The organism is Actinoplanes xinjiangensis, assembly GCF_003148685.1.
In the GTDB taxonomy this organism is placed as follows: domain Bacteria; phylum Actinomycetota; class Actinomycetes; order Mycobacteriales; family Micromonosporaceae; genus Actinoplanes; species Actinoplanes xinjiangensis.
This window is the reverse complement of the sequence record NZ_QGGR01000009.1, coordinates 64,546-86,753: the sequence shown is the minus strand read 5'-3', so window position 1 is coordinate 86,753 and position 22,208 is coordinate 64,546. Positions and strand designations below refer to the sequence as shown.

21 protein-coding genes are annotated in these 22,208 nt (G+C 71.0%); 6 read left to right on the top strand and 15 right to left on the bottom strand.

The window, feature by feature from the left end:
* Positions 1–155: 155 nt before the first annotated feature.
* The 5 genes from BC793_RS21110 to BC793_RS21090 form a co-directional block, all read right to left on the bottom strand.
* The gene (locus BC793_RS21110) at positions 156–1,268 is read right to left on the bottom strand and encodes an outer membrane protein assembly factor BamB family protein (protein WP_109594841.1); all 1,113 of its coding nucleotides are present in this window, start codon (positions 1,266–1,268) and stop codon (positions 156–158) included.
* Between the two features lie 62 nt (positions 1,269–1,330).
* Positions 1,331–1,945: a DUF305 domain-containing protein gene (locus BC793_RS21105; RefSeq protein WP_109594840.1), complete on the bottom strand. Its 615-nt coding sequence runs from the start codon at positions 1,943–1,945 to the stop codon at positions 1,331–1,333.
* Complete coding sequence (locus tag BC793_RS21100) at positions 1,942–2,754, bottom strand: lytic polysaccharide monooxygenase (RefSeq protein ID WP_109594838.1); 813 nt, start codon at positions 2,752–2,754, stop codon at positions 1,942–1,944. Before BC793_RS21100 ends, BC793_RS21105 begins: the two co-directional genes overlap by 4 nt.
* A 104-nt stretch (positions 2,755–2,858) precedes the next feature.
* The gene (locus BC793_RS21095) at positions 2,859–4,163 is read right to left on the bottom strand and encodes a sensor histidine kinase (RefSeq protein WP_109594836.1); all 1,305 of its coding nucleotides are present in this window, start codon (positions 4,161–4,163) and stop codon (positions 2,859–2,861) included.
* Entirely contained in the window at positions 4,160–4,846 is a 687-nt protein-coding gene (locus BC793_RS21090) for a response regulator transcription factor (RefSeq protein ID WP_109594834.1), read from the bottom strand. The genes BC793_RS21095 and BC793_RS21090 overlap by 4 nt, the downstream gene beginning before the upstream one ends.
* A gap of 36 nt (positions 4,847–4,882) precedes the next feature.
* On the opposite strand from BC793_RS21090, the gene BC793_RS21085 reads away from it, so the two are divergent.
* The 3 genes from BC793_RS21085 (at position 4,883) to BC793_RS21075 (ending at position 8,352) form a co-directional block, all read left to right on the top strand.
* Positions 4,883–5,482, top strand: coding sequence for a DNA mismatch repair protein MutL (locus tag BC793_RS21085; RefSeq protein WP_170167256.1), 600 nt, complete (start codon positions 4,883–4,885; stop codon positions 5,480–5,482).
* Positions 5,483–5,631: 149 nt separating this feature from the next.
* Positions 5,632–7,596: a M4 family metallopeptidase gene (locus BC793_RS21080; RefSeq protein ID WP_109594830.1), complete on the top strand. Its 1,965-nt coding sequence runs from the start codon at positions 5,632–5,634 to the stop codon at positions 7,594–7,596.
* Positions 7,597–7,740: 144 nt separating this feature from the next.
* Complete coding sequence (locus BC793_RS21075) at positions 7,741–8,352, top strand: biotin transporter BioY (protein WP_239170228.1); 612 nt, start codon at positions 7,741–7,743, stop codon at positions 8,350–8,352.
* Here the strand turns inward: BC793_RS21075 and BC793_RS21070 are convergent, their stop codons facing one another.
* The gene (locus tag BC793_RS21070) at positions 8,353–8,784 is read right to left on the bottom strand and encodes a MarR family winged helix-turn-helix transcriptional regulator (RefSeq protein WP_109594826.1); all 432 of its coding nucleotides are present in this window, start codon (positions 8,782–8,784) and stop codon (positions 8,353–8,355) included.
* Between the two features lie 58 nt (positions 8,785–8,842).
* Between BC793_RS21070 and BC793_RS21065 the strand changes: the two genes are divergently transcribed.
* Positions 8,843–9,463: a maleylpyruvate isomerase family mycothiol-dependent enzyme gene (locus tag BC793_RS21065; protein WP_109594824.1), complete on the top strand. Its 621-nt coding sequence runs from the start codon at positions 8,843–8,845 to the stop codon at positions 9,461–9,463.
* A gap of 61 nt (positions 9,464–9,524) precedes the next feature.
* On the opposite strand, the gene BC793_RS21060 is transcribed toward BC793_RS21065, so the two are convergent.
* Positions 9,525–10,244: a YqjF family protein gene (locus BC793_RS21060; protein WP_146246376.1), complete on the bottom strand. Its 720-nt coding sequence runs from the start codon at positions 10,242–10,244 to the stop codon at positions 9,525–9,527.
* 9 nt (positions 10,245–10,253) lie between these two features.
* On the bottom strand, positions 10,254–10,625 hold the full coding sequence (locus tag BC793_RS21055; protein WP_109594820.1) for a hypothetical protein: 372 nt from the start codon (positions 10,623–10,625) through the stop codon (positions 10,254–10,256).
* Positions 10,626–10,867: 242 nt separating this feature from the next.
* On the opposite strand from BC793_RS21055, the gene BC793_RS21050 reads away from it, so the two are divergent.
* A complete protein-coding gene (locus BC793_RS21050) occupies positions 10,868–11,206 on the top strand; it encodes an ArsR/SmtB family transcription factor (protein WP_109594818.1) in 339 nt (112 codons plus the stop codon).
* Between the two features lie 4 nt (positions 11,207–11,210).
* Here the strand turns inward: BC793_RS21050 and BC793_RS21045 are convergent, their stop codons facing one another.
* The 7 genes from BC793_RS21045 to BC793_RS21015 form a co-directional block, all read right to left on the bottom strand.
* Positions 11,211–12,812, bottom strand: a complete 1,602-nt coding sequence (locus tag BC793_RS21045; protein ID WP_109594816.1) for a LamG-like jellyroll fold domain-containing protein — start codon at positions 12,810–12,812, stop codon at positions 11,211–11,213.
* A 155-nt stretch (positions 12,813–12,967) separates the two neighbouring features.
* Positions 12,968–13,717, bottom strand: a complete 750-nt coding sequence (locus BC793_RS21040) for a sugar phosphate isomerase/epimerase family protein (RefSeq protein ID WP_203896330.1) — start codon at positions 13,715–13,717, stop codon at positions 12,968–12,970.
* An 11-nt stretch (positions 13,718–13,728) separates the two neighbouring features.
* Positions 13,729–14,520, bottom strand: a complete 792-nt coding sequence (locus BC793_RS21035; RefSeq protein ID WP_109594812.1) for a sugar phosphate isomerase/epimerase family protein — start codon at positions 14,518–14,520, stop codon at positions 13,729–13,731.
* Positions 14,517–15,674 carry a dihydrodipicolinate synthase family protein gene (locus BC793_RS21030; RefSeq protein WP_109594810.1) on the bottom strand — a complete coding sequence of 386 codons (1,158 nt, stop codon included), beginning with the start codon at positions 15,672–15,674 and terminating at the stop codon, positions 14,517–14,519. Before BC793_RS21030 ends, BC793_RS21035 begins: the two co-directional genes overlap by 4 nt.
* Entirely contained in the window at positions 15,671–16,813 is a 1,143-nt protein-coding gene (locus BC793_RS21025; protein WP_109594808.1) for a Gfo/Idh/MocA family protein, read from the bottom strand. Before BC793_RS21025 ends, BC793_RS21030 begins: the two co-directional genes overlap by 4 nt.
* A 121-nt stretch (positions 16,814–16,934) precedes the next feature.
* Positions 16,935–17,189, bottom strand: coding sequence for a hypothetical protein (locus tag BC793_RS21020; protein WP_109594806.1), 255 nt, complete (start codon positions 17,187–17,189; stop codon positions 16,935–16,937).
* Positions 17,190–17,357: 168 nt separating this feature from the next.
* Positions 17,358–18,449, bottom strand: a complete 1,092-nt coding sequence (locus BC793_RS21015; RefSeq protein ID WP_109594804.1) for a threonine aldolase family protein — start codon at positions 18,447–18,449, stop codon at positions 17,358–17,360.
* A 58-nt stretch (positions 18,450–18,507) separates the two neighbouring features.
* Here BC793_RS21015 and BC793_RS21010 point away from each other — a divergent pair, with 58 nt between their 5' ends.
* A complete protein-coding gene (locus BC793_RS21010; protein WP_109594802.1) occupies positions 18,508–22,152 on the top strand; it encodes a DUF4132 domain-containing protein in 3,645 nt (1,214 codons plus the stop codon).
* The last annotated feature ends 56 nt before the right edge of the window (positions 22,153–22,208 follow it).

Here is a 22,208-nt window from a genome sequence, read left to right as displayed (position 1 = left end):
GGCGCCACCTCCTCCTTCGGATCAGGTGGAAGACCGCAAAGTCCGAGACTCCAGGAACAACCCAACGGCAACCCCGGGCGGAGGTACGGCCCACCGCTCCCCAACCGCACCCGCCCACGCCCGCGGCGATCCGGAGGGCCGGCCGATACTCCGCCTCAGGCGAGGGTTCTGAGTCGTCCGGTCACCACCTGGTGGATCCGCCCGCCGGCAACGATCACCCGGCCGGTGAGGTCGGGTCCGGCGACCTTGCCGTCCGCAGCGTTCAGTACCGCTCCACCGGCGTAGATCAGCCCTCCGGCCGTGACCGGCTGCACCCCGTCGACCTTCTGCCGGACGGCCCAGATCCGTTTCCCGTCGGCGACGCCGAGCGCTTCCACGTCGCGCCCCGACACCCGGTAGACGCGTGCGGAGTCGACCGCGATCGTCTCCGACGGGCCGGCCGGGGAGGTCCATTGCGGTTGCCCGTCGGACACCCGTACCGAGCTCAGCACTCCGGTCTTGTCGGTGACGAGGAACCGTTCGGCGCCGGGTGACGCGGCCTGCGCGGTCCAGTCCGCCTTCCTGGCCCATCGCACGGTCCCGGTGGTGATCGTGATCGCGGCGGTGGTGCCGGTCGCCACCTGGTAGCCGTCGGTGACCCTGGCCAGGATCGTGCCGTCGGCCGACACTCCCGCCGCCAGGTACTTGTCCTTGCGCCACGCCTCCCGGCCGTCGCGGACGTGGTGGGCGATGATCGCGTCCTCGTCCGACGGCGATCCTCCGGAGATGACGACGAGCCCCTTGTCGACGACGACCGCATGGATCGGGATGTCGACCTGAAGCTTCCACCGGGGCAGCCCGGTTCCGGCGTCGAGGGCGATGATCTCGCCGTCCGGGTCGCTCTGTGAGTGGCAGTCACCACCGGCGACGATCAGCAGCCCGTCGCTGAGGGCGATGCGCGGTGTCTCGCTGTCGCCGGGGTACGCCCAGTCGTATCGCCAGCTCACCGCGCCGGTGGCCGCCGTGTAGGCGGAGATCCCGAGCTGGTCGCTGACGTAGACGCGCCCGCCGGACAGGATCGGCTCGCCGAATCCCGAGCAGCTCTCGTCACCGGTGCGCAGGCTGACCTGCCATTTCTGTGTGACGTGCCGGATCCGGTCGCTGGTGATCACGGTCTCGCCCGGGTTGTGGTGGCTGTCCTCGGCGTCGTACCCGGGGTGGTCCCACAGGGGCGTGGCAGCCATGACGAGCGAGACGAGTACGGCGGAACCACTGTGCAGAATCATCATTCTGTAAGAAAACCGGAAAACGGGGCAGTCCGTGATGGACTGCCCCGTATACGGAACGAACGTCAGCCCGCGAGCAGCTTGAGCATCTGCTGGACCTGGTCGGTCCGGGACTGCTTGACCCGTTCCGCGAAGGATCTGGCCAGTTCGTTGCCGCCCTTGTCGAGTTCCAGCTGGGCGAACTCGACGGCGTTGTGCTGGTGCGCCAGGAAGAGGTTGAGGAAGGCGGTCTCGAACTGTGCCTTCTTCACCGTCGTCAACGAGGCGATCTCCTTGTCCCCGGTGCTCGGCATACCACCGTGATCCGCGTGCAGGCTGATCCGTTCGTCGAGGGTGGCCGGCTTGTCCCACTCGGCGAGCCAGCTCTTCATCAGCTTGATCTCGTCGGCCTGGGTGACCTGCACGGCCTTGGCGAGTTCGGCGACCTGGGGGCGGGTGGCCCGCTTGGCCGCGGTCCGTGCCATCTCCTGACCCTGTTCGAGGTTGTCGATCAGCATCTGCAGGAACATCACGTCGGTGTCGTTGAACGTCGAGCCCGCGGTGATCTCGGCGACGTTCTTGACGTCGGCCTGTGTCGCGGTGTTCGACGGCGGGGCCGGCTTGTCGACCGCGGTGCCACAGGCGCCCAGCAGCAGCGGGGCGGCGGCGAGTGCCAGGACGGCGGCTACCCGGCGCTTCACAGCGGCAGCCAGAGGGCGAGCGTCCAGATGCCGGGCTCCCAGCTGCGGATCGACTGGTGCGCCTGGCGGCACTTGTAGGACACGCCCTCGTAGGTCACCACGTCATTGATCTTGTACGCCACTCCGGGTGCCCACGCTGTGCCGGTCGCCGGAACCGTGCCGGTCGGCGCGGCGGTCGCGGTCGGGGCCGCGGTGGTGGGTGCGGTGGTCGGCGCGGTGGTCGGCGTCGTAGCCGGCGGGGTCGTCGGCGCCGCGGTCGCCGGCGGAGCGGTCGGGGTCGCCGAGCCACCGCCGGAGCCACCGATGTTGACGTCCACGCAGTTGTAGAAGGCCATCGGGGTGTCGCCGATGTTCCACACCGCGAGGACCGTCTTGCGGCCCGAGAAGCGGCTCAGGTCGACGGTGTGCGAGACGGTGGCCGACGGGATGGCGTTCTTGTCGTCGAAGGTGGCGATCGGGTTGCCGTCCACGTAGTACACCCAGGTGGCCGTCCGGTGCCGGGCGGTCAGGACCCAGTTGAAGGTCGCCGACTTCCCGACGTTGGTGGCCCGCCAGGGCAGGGAGTCGTTGTTCAGTTCCGGGAAGGCGGCGACCCCGCCGTTGCACTGCTTCGACCCCTTCGGGGCCTCCGCGCTCTGCGGCTCGAACTGGATGGCGCCACAGTTCGCGACCGCGCCGGCGGCACACTGCGCCTGACGGCTGGGCGGCGAGGAGACGTAGCCGTGCGCCAGGGCGGGCGACGACGCGACCGCCAGGGAGGAGGCGACCATCCCGAGGGTGGCCAGCGGGTAGGCGATCTTCCTGCGCATGTCAGCTCTCCAGTGTTTCGACCTGGCAGTTACAGGGCGGAACATTAGGAGCGGCTGCCATAACGGGGCCTTAACGGAACCGGAAACCCCTTTTAAAGCCGTGATCAGCGGCGTTTGCGCTGTTCAGCGGACTCGAGAACGGGCGCGTGCAGCAGGAATCCGATGCGGGCACCCCCCAGCGGACTACGGTCCATGACGAGCTGACCACGTACCGTCTCGGCGGCCCGGCGCACGATGTCCAGACCCAGTCCGGTCGAGCCGGCGCCGCTGAACCCGCGGGTCACCGCCCGTTCCGGGTCGGGGATACCGGGGCCGGCGTCGTCGACGAGCAGTCCACTGGCCGAGACGCTGACCCGGAACGCGGTGCCGTCCGGGGTGTGCGAGAAGACGTTGCCGAGCAGCGCGTCCACCACCAGGATCACCTCGCTCGCCGGCATCGGGAGGAGCACCGGCTCGTTGCCGCCGACCACCTCCCAGGGCCGTTCCTGGTCCTCGGCCAGCACCGACCAGAAGGCCAGCCGGTCGGCGAGCACCTCGACCAGGTCGCACTGCTGCGAGCCGCGTTTCTCGATGCTGCCCAGCCGGGCCCCGGTGATGATCGCCTCCAGCTCCTCGTCGAGCAGGTCGCAGGCCTGGCGCATCCGTTCGGCGATCGGGCCGGGCGGCATCGCCTCCACATCGAGACGGAGGCCGGTCAGCGGCGTACGCAATCGGTGGGAGAGGTCCGCGGCCAGCTCGCGCTCGCGATCCAGCAACCGCCGCAGATCGTCGGCCATGGTGTTGAAGGCCTTCGCCGCGTCGTGCAGTTCGCGCGGCCCGGTGGGGGTGATCCGTTCGTTGAGTTCGCCACCGCCGAGGCGCCGGCTCGCGGCCGCGAGCTGGCGGGTGGACCGGACCAGCTGGCTGCCGAGCCGGTCGGCGAGCAGCGTCGAGCCGCCGACCAGCACGATCGCCAGGCCACCGAGGGCGAGCCAGGCGAAACCGACGCCCCGCCGCGTCTCGTCGCCGGGCACGAAGACCTCGACCACGACGGTACGTCCGTCGGTGAGCACGGTCGGCTGGAGGTACGCGACCCCGCCCTCGATCTCGGCGGTGGCGGCCCGCCGTTCCTCCGCGGCGCGCCGCACGGTCGCCTTGGTCAGGTGCGACGTCCCGATCGGGTCGAGGCCGGGCAGGTGCAGGGCGAGCCGTCCGTCGCTGCCGGCGGCGGTGCTGGCGACCGCGTTGGTCAGGGTGAACAGGTCACTGTCGACGCCGAGCACGGTCACCATCGAGGTGGCCTGCTGGCGGGCGTCGGAGATGGCCCGGTCGTAGGCGATCTGCCGGGTCGCGACGGCGAGCGGCACGAGGAAGGCGAGTGCCACCATCGAGGTGATCGCGAGTGCCAGGCGGTTGAGCGCCCACCTCATTGCGGATCGACCATCATGACGCCCACTCCCCGTACGGTGTGCAGGTAACGCGGTTTCGCGGCGGTCTCGCCGAGTTTGCGGCGCAGCCAGGAGATGTGGACGTCGATGGTCTGCTCCTCGCCGATCCGCGCCTGCTGCCACACCTGGTTCATCAGCTCGCGCCGGCTGATCACCTGGCCGACCCGTTCGGCAAGATACGCGAGGACGTCGAACTCACGCCGGGTGAGTTGCAACGGCTCGCCGCGAAGCTCGACCCGGCGCTGCCGCGGCTTGATCACCAGCTCACCGACCGTGATCGCGTTGGGTTGCTGCTCGATGGTGGTCCGGGCCCGGCGCAGCACCGCCGAGATGCGCGCGAGGATGTGCCCACCGGAGAACGGCTTGGTCACGTAGTCGTCGGCGCCGGCGCTCAGCAGCGCGATGATGTCCGCCTCGGACCGGCGGGCGGTGGCGACGATCACCGGCACGTCGGAGACGGTACGCATCATCCGCAGCGCGTCGGTGCCGTCGATATCGGGTAGTCCGAGGTCGAGAATCACCAGGTCGGGCCGCTCCTGGGTGACGATCTTCAACGCCTGGGCGGCCTGCCCGACCGGGCGCACCACATGCCCCGCATCGGTCAGGGCCCTGGTCAGAGCGGCCGTGATGATGCGGTCGTCCTCGACCAACAGGATCATCGCCATGGCGATTACCTTAGGACCAGGTGAGAGGATGGCCTCGTGCGATCTTCCAGGTGGGTGCCGATAGCCGGGTGGTGTGTGGCCACGGCGACCAGCATCGTGCTCTCCTCGGTGGCGCTGTCGCCGGTTCTCAATGCGGCCCGCGCCGACTCGGGTGAGCTGCCGGACATCGACCAGCTCCCCGCGCCGGCCGCCGTGGCGGAGACCAGCGCCGCTCCGCTGCCGGAGACCGCAGGCCCGACCCGGACGACGAGGCCCACACCGTCGCGCACCCGGTCGTCGGCGGCCGATCCGAAACCTCCGAGCAAATCGCCGTCCAGTTCCGCGCCGGGGTCCGCGAGCACCACCACACCGCCGGCGACCTCCACGGAGAACGGCTGGACAGTCACTACGAGTGACGGCGTGAAGACCTATGTGAAGTCGTTCTCCACCGAGGGCGGCATCGCGGTGATCCGGATGACGAGTAAGGGCACCGTGTCCCTCGTCACTGCGACGCCGGCTGACGGCTACCGGGTGGAGAAGCAGGGGTCGGACGTCAACCTGGCCGTCTACTTCGTCAGGACCGAGAAGAGCTTCATCGTCCACGCTCAATGGTGGAACGGCGCGCCCTTCGTCGAGGTCAGCGAAGTCGGTTCCTGAACACCTGCTGAGAAGCGCAAGGGTTTTCCCCGATTCGGTGACGCCCGTCGATCCATAACGTCTCCCCTCAAGTCACCTCGGTGTGACCTGCCGTCCCCCCGGACGGTTGAAGCCCGCCCGCCAGTCCCCCGGGCGGGAGAGGAGAAGGCGTGAAATCCCGTACCCCAGTCGTCATCGCCCTGGCCGCCGCGACCGCGGCGGCGTCGGCGATGGTGGCGGTCTCCGGACCGGCTACCGCCCGGGCACCGATCCCCACCGATCCCGCCGCGGTCGCGGCGCTCGCGAAGGACTCGGCGGCGGCGCTCATCGCCGATCGGCCCGCGGTGCTGCTGGCCGGCGCCGACGAGGCGTTCGTGCAGCGCCCGGTGATCTCGACCGACAGTCTTCAGTACGTCCCGTACGAGCGCACCTACAAGGGCCTCCCGGTCGTCGGTGGTGACTTCGTCGTCGTCACCGACCGCACCGGTCAGACCCGGTTCACGTCGGTCGCGCAGGATCGGCCGATCGGACGGCTCGCGGTCACCCCGAAGCTCTCCGCGGCCGACTCGATCCCCCTCGCCAAGGCTGAGCTCACGACCGTGAAGAACGTCGAGAGCACGCGGCTCATCGTGCTCGCCACGACCGGCACACCGGCCCTGGCCTGGGAGTCCGTCATCAACGGCACCCGGATCGACGACCACGGCGACGAGAGCGCCAGCCGCCTGACCGTCGACGTCGACGCGCTCACCGGCAAGGTGCTGCGCACCAAGGACAACATCACCCACGTCAGCGGTACGGGGACCGGCTGGATCACCGGCGCGGTCGCACTGGACACCACGCTGTCGGGCAGCACGTACAGCCTGAAGGACCCGTCTCTCACGACGCTGACCTGCCAGGACTCGTCGACCAACACGACGTTCAGCGGCACCGACAACGTGTGGGGCAACGGCACCGGTACCAACAAGGAGACCGGCTGCGTCGACGCGTTCTACGCCGCGCAGAAGCAGAAGGCCATGCTGTCCAGCTGGCTCGGGCGTACCGGCTTCACCAGCAGCGGCGGCGCCTGGCCGATCCGCGTCGGCCTGAACGAGACGAACGCCTACTACGACGGCACCCAGGTCCAGATCGGCAAGAACAGCGCCGGCCAGTGGATCTCCTCGCTGGACGTGGTGGGTCACGAGATCGGCCACGGCATCGACGACAACACCCCGGGCGGCATCTCCGGCAACGGCACCCAGGAGTTCGTCGGTGACGTCTTCGGCGCGGCCACCGAGGCCTTCGCCGCCAACCCGAACGACCCGTTCGACTACCAGGTCGGCGAGGAGGTCAACCTGGTCGGCAGCGGCCCGATCCGCTACATGTACAACCCGTCGCTCGCCGGTGACGACAACTGCTACTCCAGCAGCACCCCGAGCCAGGAGGTGCACGCCGCGGCCGGTCCCGGCAACCACTGGTTCTACCTGCTCGCCGAGGGCACGAACCCGACCAACGGGCAGCCCGCCAGCACCCGGTGCTCCGGTACCGGCGCCCTGACCGGCGTCGGCATCCAGACCGCCACCAAGATCTTCTACAACGCGATGCTGATGAAGACGTCGAGCTCGTCCTACCTGAAGTACCGCACCTGGACGCTGACCTCGGCCAAGGCCCTGGACAGCACCTGTGGTCTGTTCAACAAGACCAAGGCCGCCTGGGACGCGGTCAACGTGCCGGCCCAGACCGCCGACCCGACCTGCACCGGGACCACCCCCACCGCGTCGCCCTCCACGACGCCGACGACCGCGCCGGTGAGCTGCACCGGGACCAACGCCACCGATGTCTCGATCCCGGACGCCGGCAGCGCGATCCACAGCGACATCACGGTCAGCGGCTGCGCCCGCAACGCGTCGTCCACCTCGACCGTCGCGGTGAACGTCGTGCACACATACCGCGGTGACGTGAAGCTCGACCTGGTCGCACCGGACGGATCCACCTACGCCCTGAAGGCGACGTCCAGCTCCGACGGCACCGACAACATCAGCACCACCTACACCGTCAACCTGTCGAGTGAGGCGGCGAACGGCACCTGGCGCCTCAAGGCGCAGGACGTCTACTCGTCCGACACCGGCTACATCAACACCTGGACCCTCACCCTCTGATCCACCTGACCGTTTTCGGGGGGTCGCGACGATGCGGCGCCCCGAAAACGATCACTTCCACATCACAGTTCCTTCTTCGTGACTGCCGCTGGGGCACGGAGGGACCTATGGTTCCTCCTACATGTACGGATAGGAGGGCCTTCCGTGACTTACAGCACTTTCGGCGTGCACCCCGGGAGATCCACCGGTGTCCTGGCCGATGTGTGGGGTCGTTCCGCCGTACGTGATGTGCTTCTGCCCCTGGGTGCGGCCGTCGCCGTCGGCCTCGCCGCACAGATCGCCATCCCGGTTCCCGGCTCGCCGGTGCCGATCACCGGGCAGACCTTCGCCGTGCTGCTCGCCGGCGCGACTCTGGGTGCCACCCGGGGTGCCGCCGGCATGCTGATCTACGTCGTGGCCGGTGTGCTCGGGGTGCCGTGGTTCGCCGCCGGCGCCTCCGGCTGGCCCGGGGCGACCGCCGGTTACCTGTTCGGTTTCGTCTTCGCGGCGGCCCTGGCCGGCCAGCTCGCGGGCTTGGGCGCGGATCGCCGCCCGTCACACACGATCGGGCTGATGGCCGCCGGTAACGCCCTGATCTATCTGGTCGGGGTGCCGTGGCTGGCGTTCTCGACGGGTATCGATCTGACCGCCGCGGTCAGTGCGGGCCTCGTGCCGTACCTGATCGGCGACGTGCTGAAGACGCTCTTCGCGGCCGCGCTGCTGCCGGCCGCCTGGCTGCTGATCCACCGGCGCAGCGACGCCAACGACCGTTACTGATCACTCACCGGCCCAGGGGTCGGTGATCTCCCGGAGCCGGCCGAGCGCGTCGCGCAGCTGTGCCATCCGTCGCGCGCCCAGGTGCGCCGCCCACTCCGCCTCCACCTCGGTGACCACCGCGGCCGCGACCTCTCCGGCCGCCCGGCCCCGCTCCGCGATGCGCACCAGCCGCGCCCGGGCGTCGGTGGGATCCGGGACCCGCTCGACATAGCCGGCCCGCTCCAGCTGGTCCACCAGGAAACCTGCCGTCTGCTTGGTGACCTGCGCCTGCTCGGCCAGCTCCCCGAGGCGGGTGCCGGCCGGCCCGATCCGTTGGAAGATCCGCGCCTGGGCGGCCGTGATGTCGAAGCCGGCCGCGGCGACGGCGTCGAGCACACGTCTCTCCATCGCGCGGTGGGCGGTGAACATCAGCAGCCCGGCATTGAGCGCCATGTGCACACCCTAGCGTGAAAGTCAGATTCTCTGACGAATGTAGTCAGATAATCTGACTATGAACCGAGACGAATCCTGGACCGTCATCGCCGAGCAGCGTGGTGCGGTGGCCGATCTCCTCGCCGACCTGACCGATGCGGAATGGGACATCCCGTCACTCTGCGCCGGGTGGCGGGTGCGTGACGTCGCCGCTCATCTGGCGCTGGCGCCGCAGCCGCCCGGCCCGTTCACCATGGCCGCCGAGGCGATCCGGGCCGGTGGCCGGTTCCACCGGCTCAACCACGACATCGCGGTGCGGCACGCGAGCCGGCCGGGCGCCGATCTCGTCACCGAGTTGCGGCAGCATGCCGGCTCACGGCGACTGCCCGCGGTGACGAACTATCGCAACACCCTCTTCGACGTGCTGGTGCACGCCCAGGACATCGCGGTCCCGCTGGAACGCCCGCTCGTCATGCCGATCCGGGCGGCGGCGGCCGGAGCGACCCGGGTGTGGACGATGGGGTGGCCGTTCTGGGCACGACGCCGGCTGCGGGCGGTGCGACTGGTCGCCACCGACACGGACTGGTCGGCCGGCGCCGGTGCGGAGGTGCGCGGGCCGATCGCGGCGCTGCTCCTGCTGATGACCGGCCGCCGGGCGGCGCTGCCCGCGCTCTCCGGCCCCGGAGCCGCACAGTGGTGAACCCGAACCCACAGGCTGTGCACACAGCCTGTGGATAACTCGAACACCTGTGCGAATGCGGTCAGCGGACGAGGCGCGGGAGCCCGATCCGGGTGCGCACGCCCGGTGACGAGTGCACCAGCGGGGCACCGTGCGGCGGCGGCAGGCCGGCCGCGGTGGTCAGGTCCTGCTCCAATTCCAGCACCTCGGCCCGGTACAACGCCCAGGGCGGATGCCACACGTCGACGCTCACCAGCCGGCCGGCCACGACGGTGTAGAGGCGGTACTGGGTGGTCAGGAAATGGTCGATCGGTCCCAGCTCCGGCTCCGGGAACGGCTCGCCGGAGCGCACCCGTAGCCGATAGCCGGCGCCCCGTGGCTCGGCGAAGCGGCTGCCCCGGTACTCGGTCAGGTCACCCTTCGTGCGCATCGACATCCGGGACCAGCGGTACGGCAGATTGAGCCCCGCCCGCGCCATCACCACCGCGGGCAGCCGGGCCGCGTCCAGGGAGAAGAAGAAGATCCCGGTGCCGCCGTCCGGCCCACGGACGTACGTCCGAAGGTTCGTCTCCGGGAAGGTGGACAGCCACGGGACCGATGGGAGCCGGGGCGGGCGCACCTCGTCCATCAGGAACGGGAGCAGACCCACCCAGACCCGGTCGTCGTCGGTGTCCGGCGTGAGGCCCTCCGGAAGCAGCGGGCGCACGTCGTCCACGGGATATCGCCAGTGCAGGAACGTCATCCGCCGCCACTGCTGGATCATCATGGCGGTGGGGACCTCCGCCATCGGGGGCGCACGCACGGCCCCAGTCTAGACGTCCAGACCACCCTCGATCCGCTTCAACTGGTGACGGGCCAGTGCCAGGTTGGCCCGGTCCTTGTTCAGCGCCAGATAGAGGAACAGGCCCTGGCCGGAGCGCCCGGTCAGCGGCCGGATCAGGTGGTACTGGGTGTCCAGCGTGATCAGGATGTCCTCGATCTTCTCGTGCAGGCTCAGCATCTCCATCGTGCGCAGCTTCGCCCGGACCACCTCGGTGTTGGCCGCCGACGCCACCTGTAGATCGAACTCCCTGCCCCCGCCGGCGATGCCCAGTGCCATGCCACTGGAGCGGTCGACCAGCGCGACGCCGATCGCGCCGTCGATCTGCATCGCGTCCTTGAGGGCTACGTCCATGTCCGGCATATCGGTCCTCCACTCGGTCCGGGTCTGCGCCGAGCGTGTACGACACCGGCCGGAACCGGTCGCACACGATGTCCGCCTGCGGTCACCGGGATCGTGGGTTCATGGATCGTGTAAGCGCCCACTTGACGATTTCTTCAACTACGAAACTGCACATCACTTCATTCAGCGGTACGCCGTAACCGAGCCCGAACCTCAGCGGTTGGACGCCGGTGGAGCCGGATTCTCGGCGGAGGGGACGAAACGTGTCAGTGCCGCTGTACCAGGCGAAGGCCGAGATGTTCCGGACGCTCGGCCATCCGGTCCGGATCCGGGTGCTGGAGCTGCTCCAGGACGGCCCGAAGCCGGTCCGGGATCTGCTGGCCGAGATCGACGTGGAGGCCTCGAACCTGTCCCAGCAGCTCGCCGTCCTGCGCCGGGCCGGCATCGTCACCTCGTTCCGGGACGGGGCACTCGTCATGTACGCGCTCAGCACCCCGGACGTCGCCGACCTGCTCGCCGCGGGCCGCCGCATCCTCGGGGCCGTCCTCACCGACCGGGACGGGCTCCTGGTGGAACTCCGCGCCCAGGGCCGGCGCCGCTGAGCCGTCAGAGCCCGTCCGCGGGCGCCGGGTGCTCGTCGCGGCCGGACGCGGCGATCTCCGCGATGCCGGTCTCCGGCAGCGCCGCCCGGTAGGCGCGCACGTCGTCGATCGCCCCGTGGAACCGGTCCGACCAGACGCCGTCGTACCAGGCTCGGCCCGCCTGCACCGGGCCGGTCGCGTTCCAGCCGACCGGGTGATCGGCGCTGTCCTCGGCCACCCCGTCCACGAAGATCGTGATCTTCCGGGTGGCGGTGTCGAAACTGGCCGCCAGGTGCGTCCACGTGTCGATCCGGGGCCGGGTCGTCGACGTCGCCCCGTCCACCACCGGCGACCGGCTGTCGGTCTGCGGCATCGTGAGCCGCCACGAGTCGGTCGCCCGCTCGTACTTCAGGATGAAACCGCTGCTCACCGTGCCGGGCTGGGACAGCACCCCGTGCGTTCCGTCGGTGTCGCCCAGGTTCACCCAGGCCATCACCGTGAAACTGCCGTCGGTCCGGACCGCCGGGGCCAGCCCGCTGGCGTGACCGCCCGCGGCCTCCGCGGTGAACCGCATGGCCGCACCGGCCGACGACCAGCCGGCCCCCGTGCTCAGCGTCGCCCGGTTACCGCTGCCGGAGACGTCGCACACCGTCGTCCCGGTGCCCTCGTCGGCCGGCCACCACAGGACCGCCGAACCCGCGTCGCCGGCCGCCGTCGTGGCGCAGAGCGGCGGCACCACGGCCTTGTCCGGGAACAGGTGGACCGCGCCGTACCCCAGCGGCAGCAGCGCCACCAGGGCCAGCATCGAGAGGGAGCGCTTGCCGGCGTACCCCTCGGGCTTGTGCATGTCGGGTTTGTGCATCTCGGGCGGCGCAGCCGGGGTGATCTCGCCGGGCGGCGCGGCCGGGAGCGGATCCGCCACATCGGCCGCGTGCCACACCTGCCGCAGCCGGGCCGCGAACACCGCCATCGAGTCGATCGCCGGAACCGGCGTCAGCACCTCGTCGAGCAGGCCGGTCAGGCCCGGCCAGGCCGCGATGGCCCGGTCGTCGGGTTCGCCGCGACCCGGCCAGGGGTTGCCGGTGAGCGCGTGGAACAGCAGCGCCGCCAGGTCGGTCACGTCACCGCTCGGCCTCGGCCCGGGAGCGCCGGGCGGGCGCGGCGCGGAGAAATCGGTGATCATCGGGATGCCGGCCGGGCTGACGACGACGTGCTCGGCCCGGATCCGCCCGTGCAGCATCGGCGGGCGCAGCGAATGGGCCCAGGTCAGTGCGTCGGCCAGCAGAGTCACCAGGCGCAGGGCCTCGGCCGGCGGCGGACCGTCCCGGAGCACCTCGCTCAGGAGACGGCCCTCGGCCCGGTCGAGAGCCAGCCACGGACGGCCGGTCGCGGTGATCCCACCGGCCCGGACCGGCACGATCGACGCGTTGCCGACCAGCCCCAGCGAGGCGGCGACATGCGTGGCGAACGCCGCCTCCTCGGCCCGCCCGGCGACGAAACGGTGGAAGAGCCGCAGCATGGCCCAGCGGCCGGCACGCTCGTCCCATGCCTGGTAGACGTCGGCGTCGGCACCGGTACGCACCCGATCGAGGCGGGTGTAGCCGGCCGGAGTGTCGATCCCCGCCACCAGCCCCTCCCCTCGCGTAGCCCTCCGTAGTGTGAACTACGGATCTCACCCGACCGGGCCCGCCTCGGCAAGCCCGTGCGGGCGGACTCCGGTCCGCTACCCGGGGTGTCCGCCGGAGGACCGGTTCGCGGGCGTCGTTGACCGCGAACCGGCAGTCATCTCCGGTCGAAGACGCGGCGCCCGCCGGCGATGGCGTCGTCGATCGGCGCGGCGTCCCGGTACCAGCGGGCCTCGTGTTCCAGCACCACCGGGCCGGTGAACCCGGCCGCGCGGGCCAGGGTCAGTACCTCGGCGTTCGGCACCGCTCCCGTCCCGGGCACCAACGGCACCAGGTCGGCCGGGCCGGCCACGTCCTTGATCTGCACCTCGCCGAGCCACGGGCCCAACTCGACGGCGGTACGCACCGGGGGCTCGCCGGACCGCCACGGGTGCAGGGCGTCCCACACCGCGCCGGCCTCCGTGTGGCCGGCGCCGGACAGTTCGAGCAGCCGGCGCACGTCGGCGCCGCGCAGGAACGCGTCGTGCGTCTCCACGAGCAGGCGGACACCACTGCCCCTGGCGGTCACGACGGCGTCGGCGAGCACGGCGGCCGCCCGGTCCAGCAGCGGCGCCGGGTCGCCGGTACCGCCGGGCATCAGGCGCAGGGTGGTCGCGCCCAGGTCGTACGCCAGATCGAGGTGCCCGGCGAGACCGGCCGCACCGTCGGTGAGCCGCACATAGGTGGCCAGACCGACGAGCCGGAGGCCGTCGAGCGTGTCCCGTGCCGCCCGGCGGTCGGCGGGGCTCAGACCGGTGTGCACCGGCTCGTCGTCGGCGCAGCGCAGCTCCACGGCGCCGACGTCGTGCCGGCGCAGCAGCCGGGCCACCCGGTCCAGGGGCAGACCGGGACAGCCCAGTGTGGACACGCCGAAGAACATCAGATGCTCTGGTACCCGGCCAGGGTGTCGGCCAGGATCTCCGGTCCGGGACGCTGCCAGAGCTCCTCGTTCATCACCTCGACCTCGATCGGGCCGGTGTAGCCCGCCTTCTCCACCGCGGCGTGGAAGGCCCGGAAGTCGACGCAGCCGTCGCCGGGCAGGCCACGGCCGGTGAGGACGCCGGCCGGCAGCGGGGTGATCCAGTCGGCGAGCTGGTAGATCGCGATCCGCTCGCCGGCCGCCTCGATCTTCGGCAGCACGGTGTCGTCCCACCACAGGTGGTAGGTGTCGACGGTGACGCCGACCTGACCGACCGGGTGCTGCTCGGCGATCGCCATGGCCTGGTCCCAGGTGCTGATGACGCAGCGGTCGGCGGCGTACATCGGGTGCAGCGGCTCGATCGCCAGGGTGACCCCGGCGGCGGCCGCGTGCGGGACGAGCCGGGCGATGGCGTCGGCGACGTGGGCGCGGGCACCGGCGATGTCCCGGGAGCCCTCTGGCAGCCCGCCGGACACCAGCACCAGCACCGGTGCGCCGAGTGCGGCGGTCTCGTCGATGGCCCGGCGGTTGTCGTCGAACCAGCCGTCGAGCTGGAAGAACCCGCTGCGGCAGAGGGTCGTGACGGTCAGTCCGGCGTCACGGACCAGGGCGGCGGAGCGCTCCAGGCCGTACTCGGCGACCGGCTCGCGCCACAGTGCGACCTTGTCCACGCCGGCGTCCACGACGCCCTTGACCAGCTCGGTCAGCTCCCAGTGCTTCGCGGTGATCTGGTTGAAGGAGAAGCGGCTCATCGGATGCTCACCCCTTCACCCGCGGTGACCTCGAAGAAGCGGTTCGCCCGGTGGGCGGCCAGGTCCGGGTCGGTCAACAGGCCGGCGGCGTCGGCCAGCTCGATCAGCTCGGCGAAGTGCGGCACCGAGCGGCCCGACTGGAGGCCACCGACCATGGTGAAGTGGTCCTGGTGGCCGTTGAGCCAGGCGAGGAAGACGATGCCCGTCTTGTAGTAGAACGTCGGCTTCTTGAAGATGTGCCGGGACAGCGGCACGGTGGGGGCGAAGATCCGCTCGTACTCGTCCAGGTCACCCCGGTCCAGGGCGGCGAACGCGGCCGCCGCCGCCGGGGCGATCGCCGCGAAGATGCCGAGCAGCGCGTCCGAGTAGCCCTGCTCGTCGCCCCGGATCAGCTCCGGATAGTTGAAGTCGTCGCCGGTGTAGAGGCGGACCCCCGCGGGCAGCCTGCGGCGCAGGCTGATCTCGTGATCGGCGTCGAGCAGCGAGATCTTGATGCCGTCGACCTTCGCCGGATTGCTGTTGATCAGCTCCAGCACGGTCTCGGTGGCCTTGTCCACCTCGGACGAGCCCCAGTAACCCTCCAGCGCCGGGTCGAACGCGATACCCAGCCAGTGCAGAACGACCGGCTTGTCCGACTCGTCCAGCAGCTCCCGGTAGACACCCAGGTAGTCGTCGGCGTCGCGGGCCGTCGCGGCGAGGTGCCGGCTGCACATCAGCACCGGTGCGGCACCCGCGGTGAGCACGTCGGCGAGCTGCTCGGAGTAGGCCCGCCGGACCTGGTCGAGAGTGACCTGACCGGGGGCGAGCTGGTCGGTGGCCACGCCGGCCACGATCCGCCCGCCGGCCGCGGCGGCCTCGGCGGCACTCCGGCGGATCAGCTCCCGGGTGGCGGTGTAGTCCAGGCCCATGCCGCGCTGTGCGGTGTCCATCGCCTCGGCCACGCCCAGGCCGTGCGACCACAGGTGGTGGCGGAAGGCGAGGGTCCGCTCCCAGTCGAGAGCGGCGGCGGCGCCGGGGGCGTTCTCGGCGTGCGGGTCGGCGACGACGTGCGCGGCGGCGTAGGCGATCCGGCTGGTGGGGGCGTTGTCCGGCTTGACCCAGTCACGCGCCGAGAGGGTCAGGGTGCGCCCGCCGGGCAGGTTGACGGTGCTCATACCGAGATCCGCCGGCCCTCACGCGCGGACTGGAGACCGGCCTCGGCCAGCCGGACGCCGCGGGCACCGGACCGGAAGTCCCAGTGGAACGTCTCGTCCGCGACCACGTGCCGCAGGAACGCCTCCCACTGCACCTTGAAGCCGTTGTCGAACTCCTCGTTGTCCGGCACCTCGGCCCACTCGTCCCGGAACGACTTCCCGGTGAGCGGCAGGTCCGGGTTCCAGACCGGCTTCGGCGTGCCCGCCCGGTGCTGGATCTTGCAGCCGCGCAGACCGGCCACCGCGCTGCCGTGGGTGCCGTCGACCTGGAACTCGACCAGCTCGTCCCGGTTCACCCGGACCGTCCAGGAGGAGTTGAGCTGGGCGATGATGCCACCCTCCAGCTCGAAGATCGCGTAGGCGGCGTCGTCGGCGTCGGCGGCGTACTCCTCGCCGCGCTCGTCGACCCGCTTGGTGATGTGCGTCGCGGTGGTCGCCTGGACCGTACGGACGTTGCCGAACAGCTCCTCGAGCACGTAGTTCCAGTGCGGGAACATGTCCATCACGATGCCACCGCCGTCGGCGAGCCGGTAGTTCCAGCTCGGCCGCTGCGCCACCTGCCAGTCGCCCTCGAACACCCAGTAGCCGAACTCGCCGCGCACCGACAGGATCCGGCCGAAGAAGCCGCCGTCGATCAGGCGCTTGAGCTTGCGCAGGCCGGGAAGGAAGAGCTTGTCCTGGACGACGCCGTTGCGGATGCCCGCGGACTCGGCCAGCTCGGCCAGCTCGAGCGACGCCGCCGAGCTCTCGGCCAGCGGCTTCTCGGTGTAGACGTGCTTGCCGGCGGTGATCGCCTGACGGATCGCCTTCTCCCGCTGCGCGGTCACCTGGGCGTCGAAGTAGATCTCGACCTCCGGACGGGCGAGGGCCGCGTCGAGGTCGGTGGTCCACTCGGTGAGGCCGTGCCGGGCCGCGATGGCGGCGAGTTTGTCGGGGTCACGGCCGACCAGGATCGGCTCGGGCCAGATGTGGCCGCCACCGGCGAGCGGCACGCCGCCCTGCTCACGGATGGCCAGAAGGGAACGGACCAGGTGCTGGCGGTAGCCCATCCGGCCGGTGACACCATTGACGACGATGCCGATCGATCTACGCGCTGCCATTCGGTATCCCTCCGGAATTTACTAGGAAAGCGCTTTCCTGCTGCTGGCAGCGTAGGCGTCTTCCGCGCTCCGGACAAGAGCCAGTTGATCTCGGGTGACGGTCAGCCCTGCCAGGCCCGCTTCACACGTGTCCACCATGTGGACGGTTGCTCCGGCTGCGGCTCGGGGCCACCGCCGGCTCCGGCTCCAGGAGCCAGGTCAGCAGCCAGGGACGGCAGATGTCCGGAGCGTTCCACTCGGCGAACGGGTCCGGCACCGGCGGCGACTCCGGGTACGGCCCGTCGGTCTCCTGGTCCCAGCGCATACCCGGCGACGGGAAGTAGAGACCGAGCCGCTCACCGGCCGGCTCGGCACCGCAGACCGCCGGCGATAGCACTCGTCCCCGCTCGGCAGGGTCCCGCCGATCCGGCACACCTCCGGATACAGCGGGTGGGACGTCGACTCGACCACGGTGCTGTAGCGCGCGTATCGCTCGGTGCCGTCAGGGAATCGGATCGTCGCCAACCAGGTACCCACACGCACCGATCCTCGCGCGCCCCGCGCCTCAGGTGAGCTCCGCCAGCAGCCGCGCACCCACCTCGGCGACGTCGGCGGCGGTCCACTCCAGAGCGTGCCCGGCGATCGTGACCTCGGTCACCGCATAACCGGGCACATCCGCGTCCTGCCAGCCACCGGCGAACCAGACCCCGTCCCGCTCGGCCATCGCCAGAACGGCCGCGCCCAGCTCACCCGCCGGAAACGGCAGCCAGAGACGGAACTGATGGGTGTGCGGCGGCTGCGGGAAGACCTTCGCCCCCGGCAGAAGCGACAAAGCGTCAGCAATGGTACGGGCATGGCGCACATACTCCGGAAGCCGAGGCAGTTCCCGGTCGAGCCCGGCCAGCGCGGTGAGCACGGCCGGCCACTGCTGGAAGATCGTCCCGCCGTACCGGTGCCGCCACGCCCGGGCGTAGTCACCCAGGTCGGCGGTACCGGCGAGCACCGCCCCGCTGATCCCGTCGAGCGACTTGTAGAACGACACGTAGACGCTGTCCGCGAGCGCCGCCACCTCCCGCAGCGAGCGGCCCAGGTACGGCGTCGACTCCCAGATCCGGGCCCCGTCGAAGTGCACCCGGGCATCGATCGCGCGAGCCGCCTTCGCCACCGCCACCAGCTCGTCCCAGGACGGCAGCACGAACCCGGCGTCCCGCATCGGCAGCTCGATGACGACCGTGCTCACCGGCTCACCCAGCCGGGCGATCTCGGCCGCCGTGGGATTGCGCCGCTCGATCGTGGAACGGACCCCGCGCAAGCCGGTGAGCTCCGCATACGCGTGCCGTTCATGCACCTCCTGGTGACCCAGCGGGTGCAGCGCGGCCGCCGGGACACCGCTCCGGTCGGCGCCGTAGCGCAACGCCACCTGCTGGGCCATCGTGCCGGTCGGGAAGAACACCGCGGCCTGGGTGCCGAGCAGCCCGGCGACCCGTTCCTCCAGCACCTCGACCGGCCCGTCACCGTAGAAATCCGGCCATCCGTCCAGGTCACCACCGGCTTCGAGGTCGGCGAGCCGGTCCCGCATCGTCTTCGGCCGGACACCGGACAGAATCCGGTCACAGTCACGCATCGCGTTGAGTCGGCGCAGCCTCTCGTCGGACATCTGCGGATGATCGCATGATCTTCAAATCTTGTCGGACCCTGTCGATACTGTGCGCGCCATGCGGAGTTTCGAGTTCGTCGACGGCAGCTCGGCCAAGTTCTGGGCGATCTCGCGCGAGGGCAGCGAGGTCACCGTGCGGTTCGGCCGGATCGGCGCGCAGGGGCAGACCGGCGTCAAGACGCTGCCCGACGAGACCACCGCGGTGGCCCACGAGACGAAGCTGATCAACGACAAACTCCGCAAGGGGTACGTGGAGACGACCGCCGCCTCGCCCGTTCCCGCTCCGGTCGCTCCGGCCTCGGTCGCCTCTGCTTCGACCTCGGCTGCTCCCGCCTTCGCCTCGGCTGTTCCGGTCTTTGTGGATGAGGACGCGCTGGTGCTTTCGTCCGCCTGGCTGCGGCATCGGTCGCCACGCCGGGGTGGCTCGCGGGTGGGCATGTTCGCCCCCGATCCGAAGGCGCGCGGCGTCGTCGATGCGAAGCTGGTCGACGCCCGAACCCATCTCGACCGGGTGCTCGGCGCGCCGACGACCGCCGAGTCCACCTGCCATGTCGCGAGGCAGTGGCTGAGCGGTTCACCGGATGCCCCTCCGCTGGGCGCGGCCGCCGTCGCCGCCACCGCGTATTCGTATCGATGGGCCGGCGACGAGTGGGCGAATCCGTTCGCCGACGTGTGGATCGCCGAGCGGGGGCTGCCCTTCGCCGCCGAGGCCGCGATCACGCTGATGGCGCTGACCGTGATCGACGACAACGCGCCACCGTCCACGGGCCGCCGGCCCGGCCACTCGCCGGGCGTGCGCCATCTGCGCCCCTACGAGACCCGCCCGGGGTGGTATGCGGATCCCGCGATGCAGGCACTGCTCCGGGTCCGGCACGCGCTCGCGGCCGCCCCCGAGGAGGATCACGCCCGGGTGGTGGCCACTCTGGAGGGTTACCGGGAGGCCGTCCTGTTCGCCCGCTCCGCGACGTCCGTGCTGCTCCCGGAGCGGCGCGACTGGTTCGAGCAGGACCGGGCGGACGCGGTGCGCCTGGCCGACCCCTATCTGTCGGCGCTGCTCCTGACCGCCGCGTCGACCGGGGAGGACGTGCGGCAGCTGTTGCCTCTGGCCGATGCGAACATCATGACGGGCTCGATCGGCCTGCTCGCCACGCTGGTCGAGGGAGTCGGCCCGGCCGCGGCCCCGGCCCTGTTCCAGTGGCTGGACGCGGCCGGGGAGGCGGACGCCCGCAGACGTCTGCTGTCGGTACTGACCGTCCTTCCCGGTGACGAGGTCACCGCCGGCCTGATCGAGCGCGCCGACGCCAGATACGTCACCCCCGCCCTGGTGACCCACAGCGACCGTTTCCCGGCCCGGGCCCTGCGTCTGCTCGCCGCGTCCACCGGCCGCCACGGCGCCTCCGGCCTGCTCCGCGGCCATGTGCTGAAGCACCGCGCCCTCGCCGCCCAGGTCGTGCCCCAGCTCGGCCCGGCGGCCGCGGACCGGGTCCGCGAGATCCTCTCCGACGCCACCCCGGTCGCCCCGGCTCCACTGGCCGCGGTGCCCGGGGTGCTCGCCGACCCGCCGTGGAAGAGGACACCCCAGCGCGCCGAACCGATCATCGTCACCGGCCTCACCTGCGACGACCCACCCGCGACCGTCTGGGCGAAAGGTGAGCGCGAGCGATGGGGCGCGTTGACGGCCCGCAACTACACCCCCACCGTGGTCCGCGATCCGCGGATCCCCCGCAACGCGGTGATCCCCGACCAGCTGTCGCTGCGCGAGGCGGTCGCCTTCCTCTTCGAGCTGCCGGACGACCTGGCCCGCCGGGCCCTGGCCGAGTGGCGCCCCGACGAGGCGTGGGCGGCGGAGAGCTACCTGCGCCCGGTCGCCGCCCGGTTCGGGACCGATGCGCTGCCGATGTTCCTGGCGCTCGGCAGGCGCGCGCCGGGTGAGACCGCCGGACTGTTCCGGCCGTTCACGTCACCGCAGGTGGCCACCCTGATGGCGGACTGGCTGTCCCGGCTCAAGACGGTCCGCGAGGACGCCCTCGACTGGCTGCGCCGGCATCCCGCCGCCGCGGCCCGCGCCCTCATCCCCCCGGCGCTCGGCAAGGCCGGTGTGGCCCGGCGGCAGGCCGAGACCGCACTGCTCGCGATCCGCGACAACGACGACGTCGACGTGCTGCGCGAGGCCGCCCGGGGATACGGGGCGGAGGCCGCGGCCGCCGTCGAGGCTCTGCTCGCCACCGACCCGGCCACCCTCGCCCCCGTCAAGATCCCCCCGGTCCCGGGCTGGACGGCGGTGGACGCACTCCACCCGGTGCTCCTGCGGGCCGGCGCGGGCGCACTTCCCGCGGCGCCGGTCACCAACCTGATCACCGTACTGGCGATGTCCCGGCTGGAGACCCCGCATGCCGGCGTGGCCGAGGTGCGTGCCGCATGCGAGCCGGGCACTCTCGCCACGTTCGCGTGGGGCCTCTTCGAGCAATGGCGGGCGGCCGGTTCACCGTCGAAGGACAGCTGGGTCCTGGACGCGCTCGGCCTGCTCGGCGACGACGACACGGTTCGCCGGCTGTCCCCGCTGATCCTGGCCTGGCCGGGCGAGGGCGGCCACCACCGGGCGATCACCGGGCTGCACGTGCTGGCCCGGATCGGCAGCGACGTCGCCCTCATGCATCTGCACACCATCGCGCAGCGCGCCAAGTTCAGCGCCCTTAAACACGCGGCGCAGCAGATGATGGCGTCGGTCGCGGACGGGCTCGGGCTGACCGCCGAGCAACTGGCCGACCGGCTGGTGCCCGACTTCGGGCTCGACGTGGACGGCAGTCTGCGCCTCGACTACGGGTCCCGGCAGTTCGTCGTGGGGTTCGACGAGCAGCTCCGGCCGTACGTCACGGATGCCGCCGGAAAGACCCTCAAGACGTTGCCGAAGCCGGGGGTGCGGGACGACGCTGTCCTGGCGCGGGCCGCCTACCAGCGGTTCACCGGCCTGAAGAAGGACGTCCGCACGATCGCGGCCGACCAGGTCCACCGTCTGGAGCGGGCGATGGTCACCAACCGCAGGTGGACCGGTGCCGAGTTCCACCGGCTCTTCGCCGGCCATCCGCTGCTGTGGCACATCGTGCGGCGCCTGGTCTGGGTCACCTTCGACGCCGACGGCACCCCGGACGGGGCGTTCCGGGTCGCCGAGGACCGCACACTCTCCACCGTGGACGACGAGGAGACCACGCTCGCCGACGACGCCGTGGTCGGGGTGGCGCACCCGCTGCATCTTGGTGGGGAGGTCGCGGCGTGGGGCGAGGTGTTCGCCGACTACGAGATCCTCCAGCCGTTCTCCCAGCTGGGTCGGGAGGTGTTCGCCCTGGCCGAGGGCGATCTGCGGGCCGGCCGCCTGATCCGGTTCCACGGCACGAAGGTGCCGGCGACGAAACTGCTCGGCATGGAGAGGCGCGGCTGGCACCGGGAGGCACCGCAGGACGCCGGTGTGCAGAGCCGCCTCGAAGTCGCCGTCGGCGACGGCATGCAGATCATCGTCGACTTCGAGCCCGGCATCGCGGCCGGCGGCATCGGCTACTTCCCCGAGCAGGAACTGAAGGACGTCTGGTTGCAGAGAGGCACCGCACACCGCTGGAGCCACAACGGCAAGGGGCACGTCGCCCTGGACCGCCTCGACCCGGTCACCGTCTCAGAGCTTCTCCGCGACCTCACCGACCTCACCACCTGATCCCGCAGCGCTCAGATGATCTCCAGATCTTTGTCGGACCCGGTCGCTAATGTGCG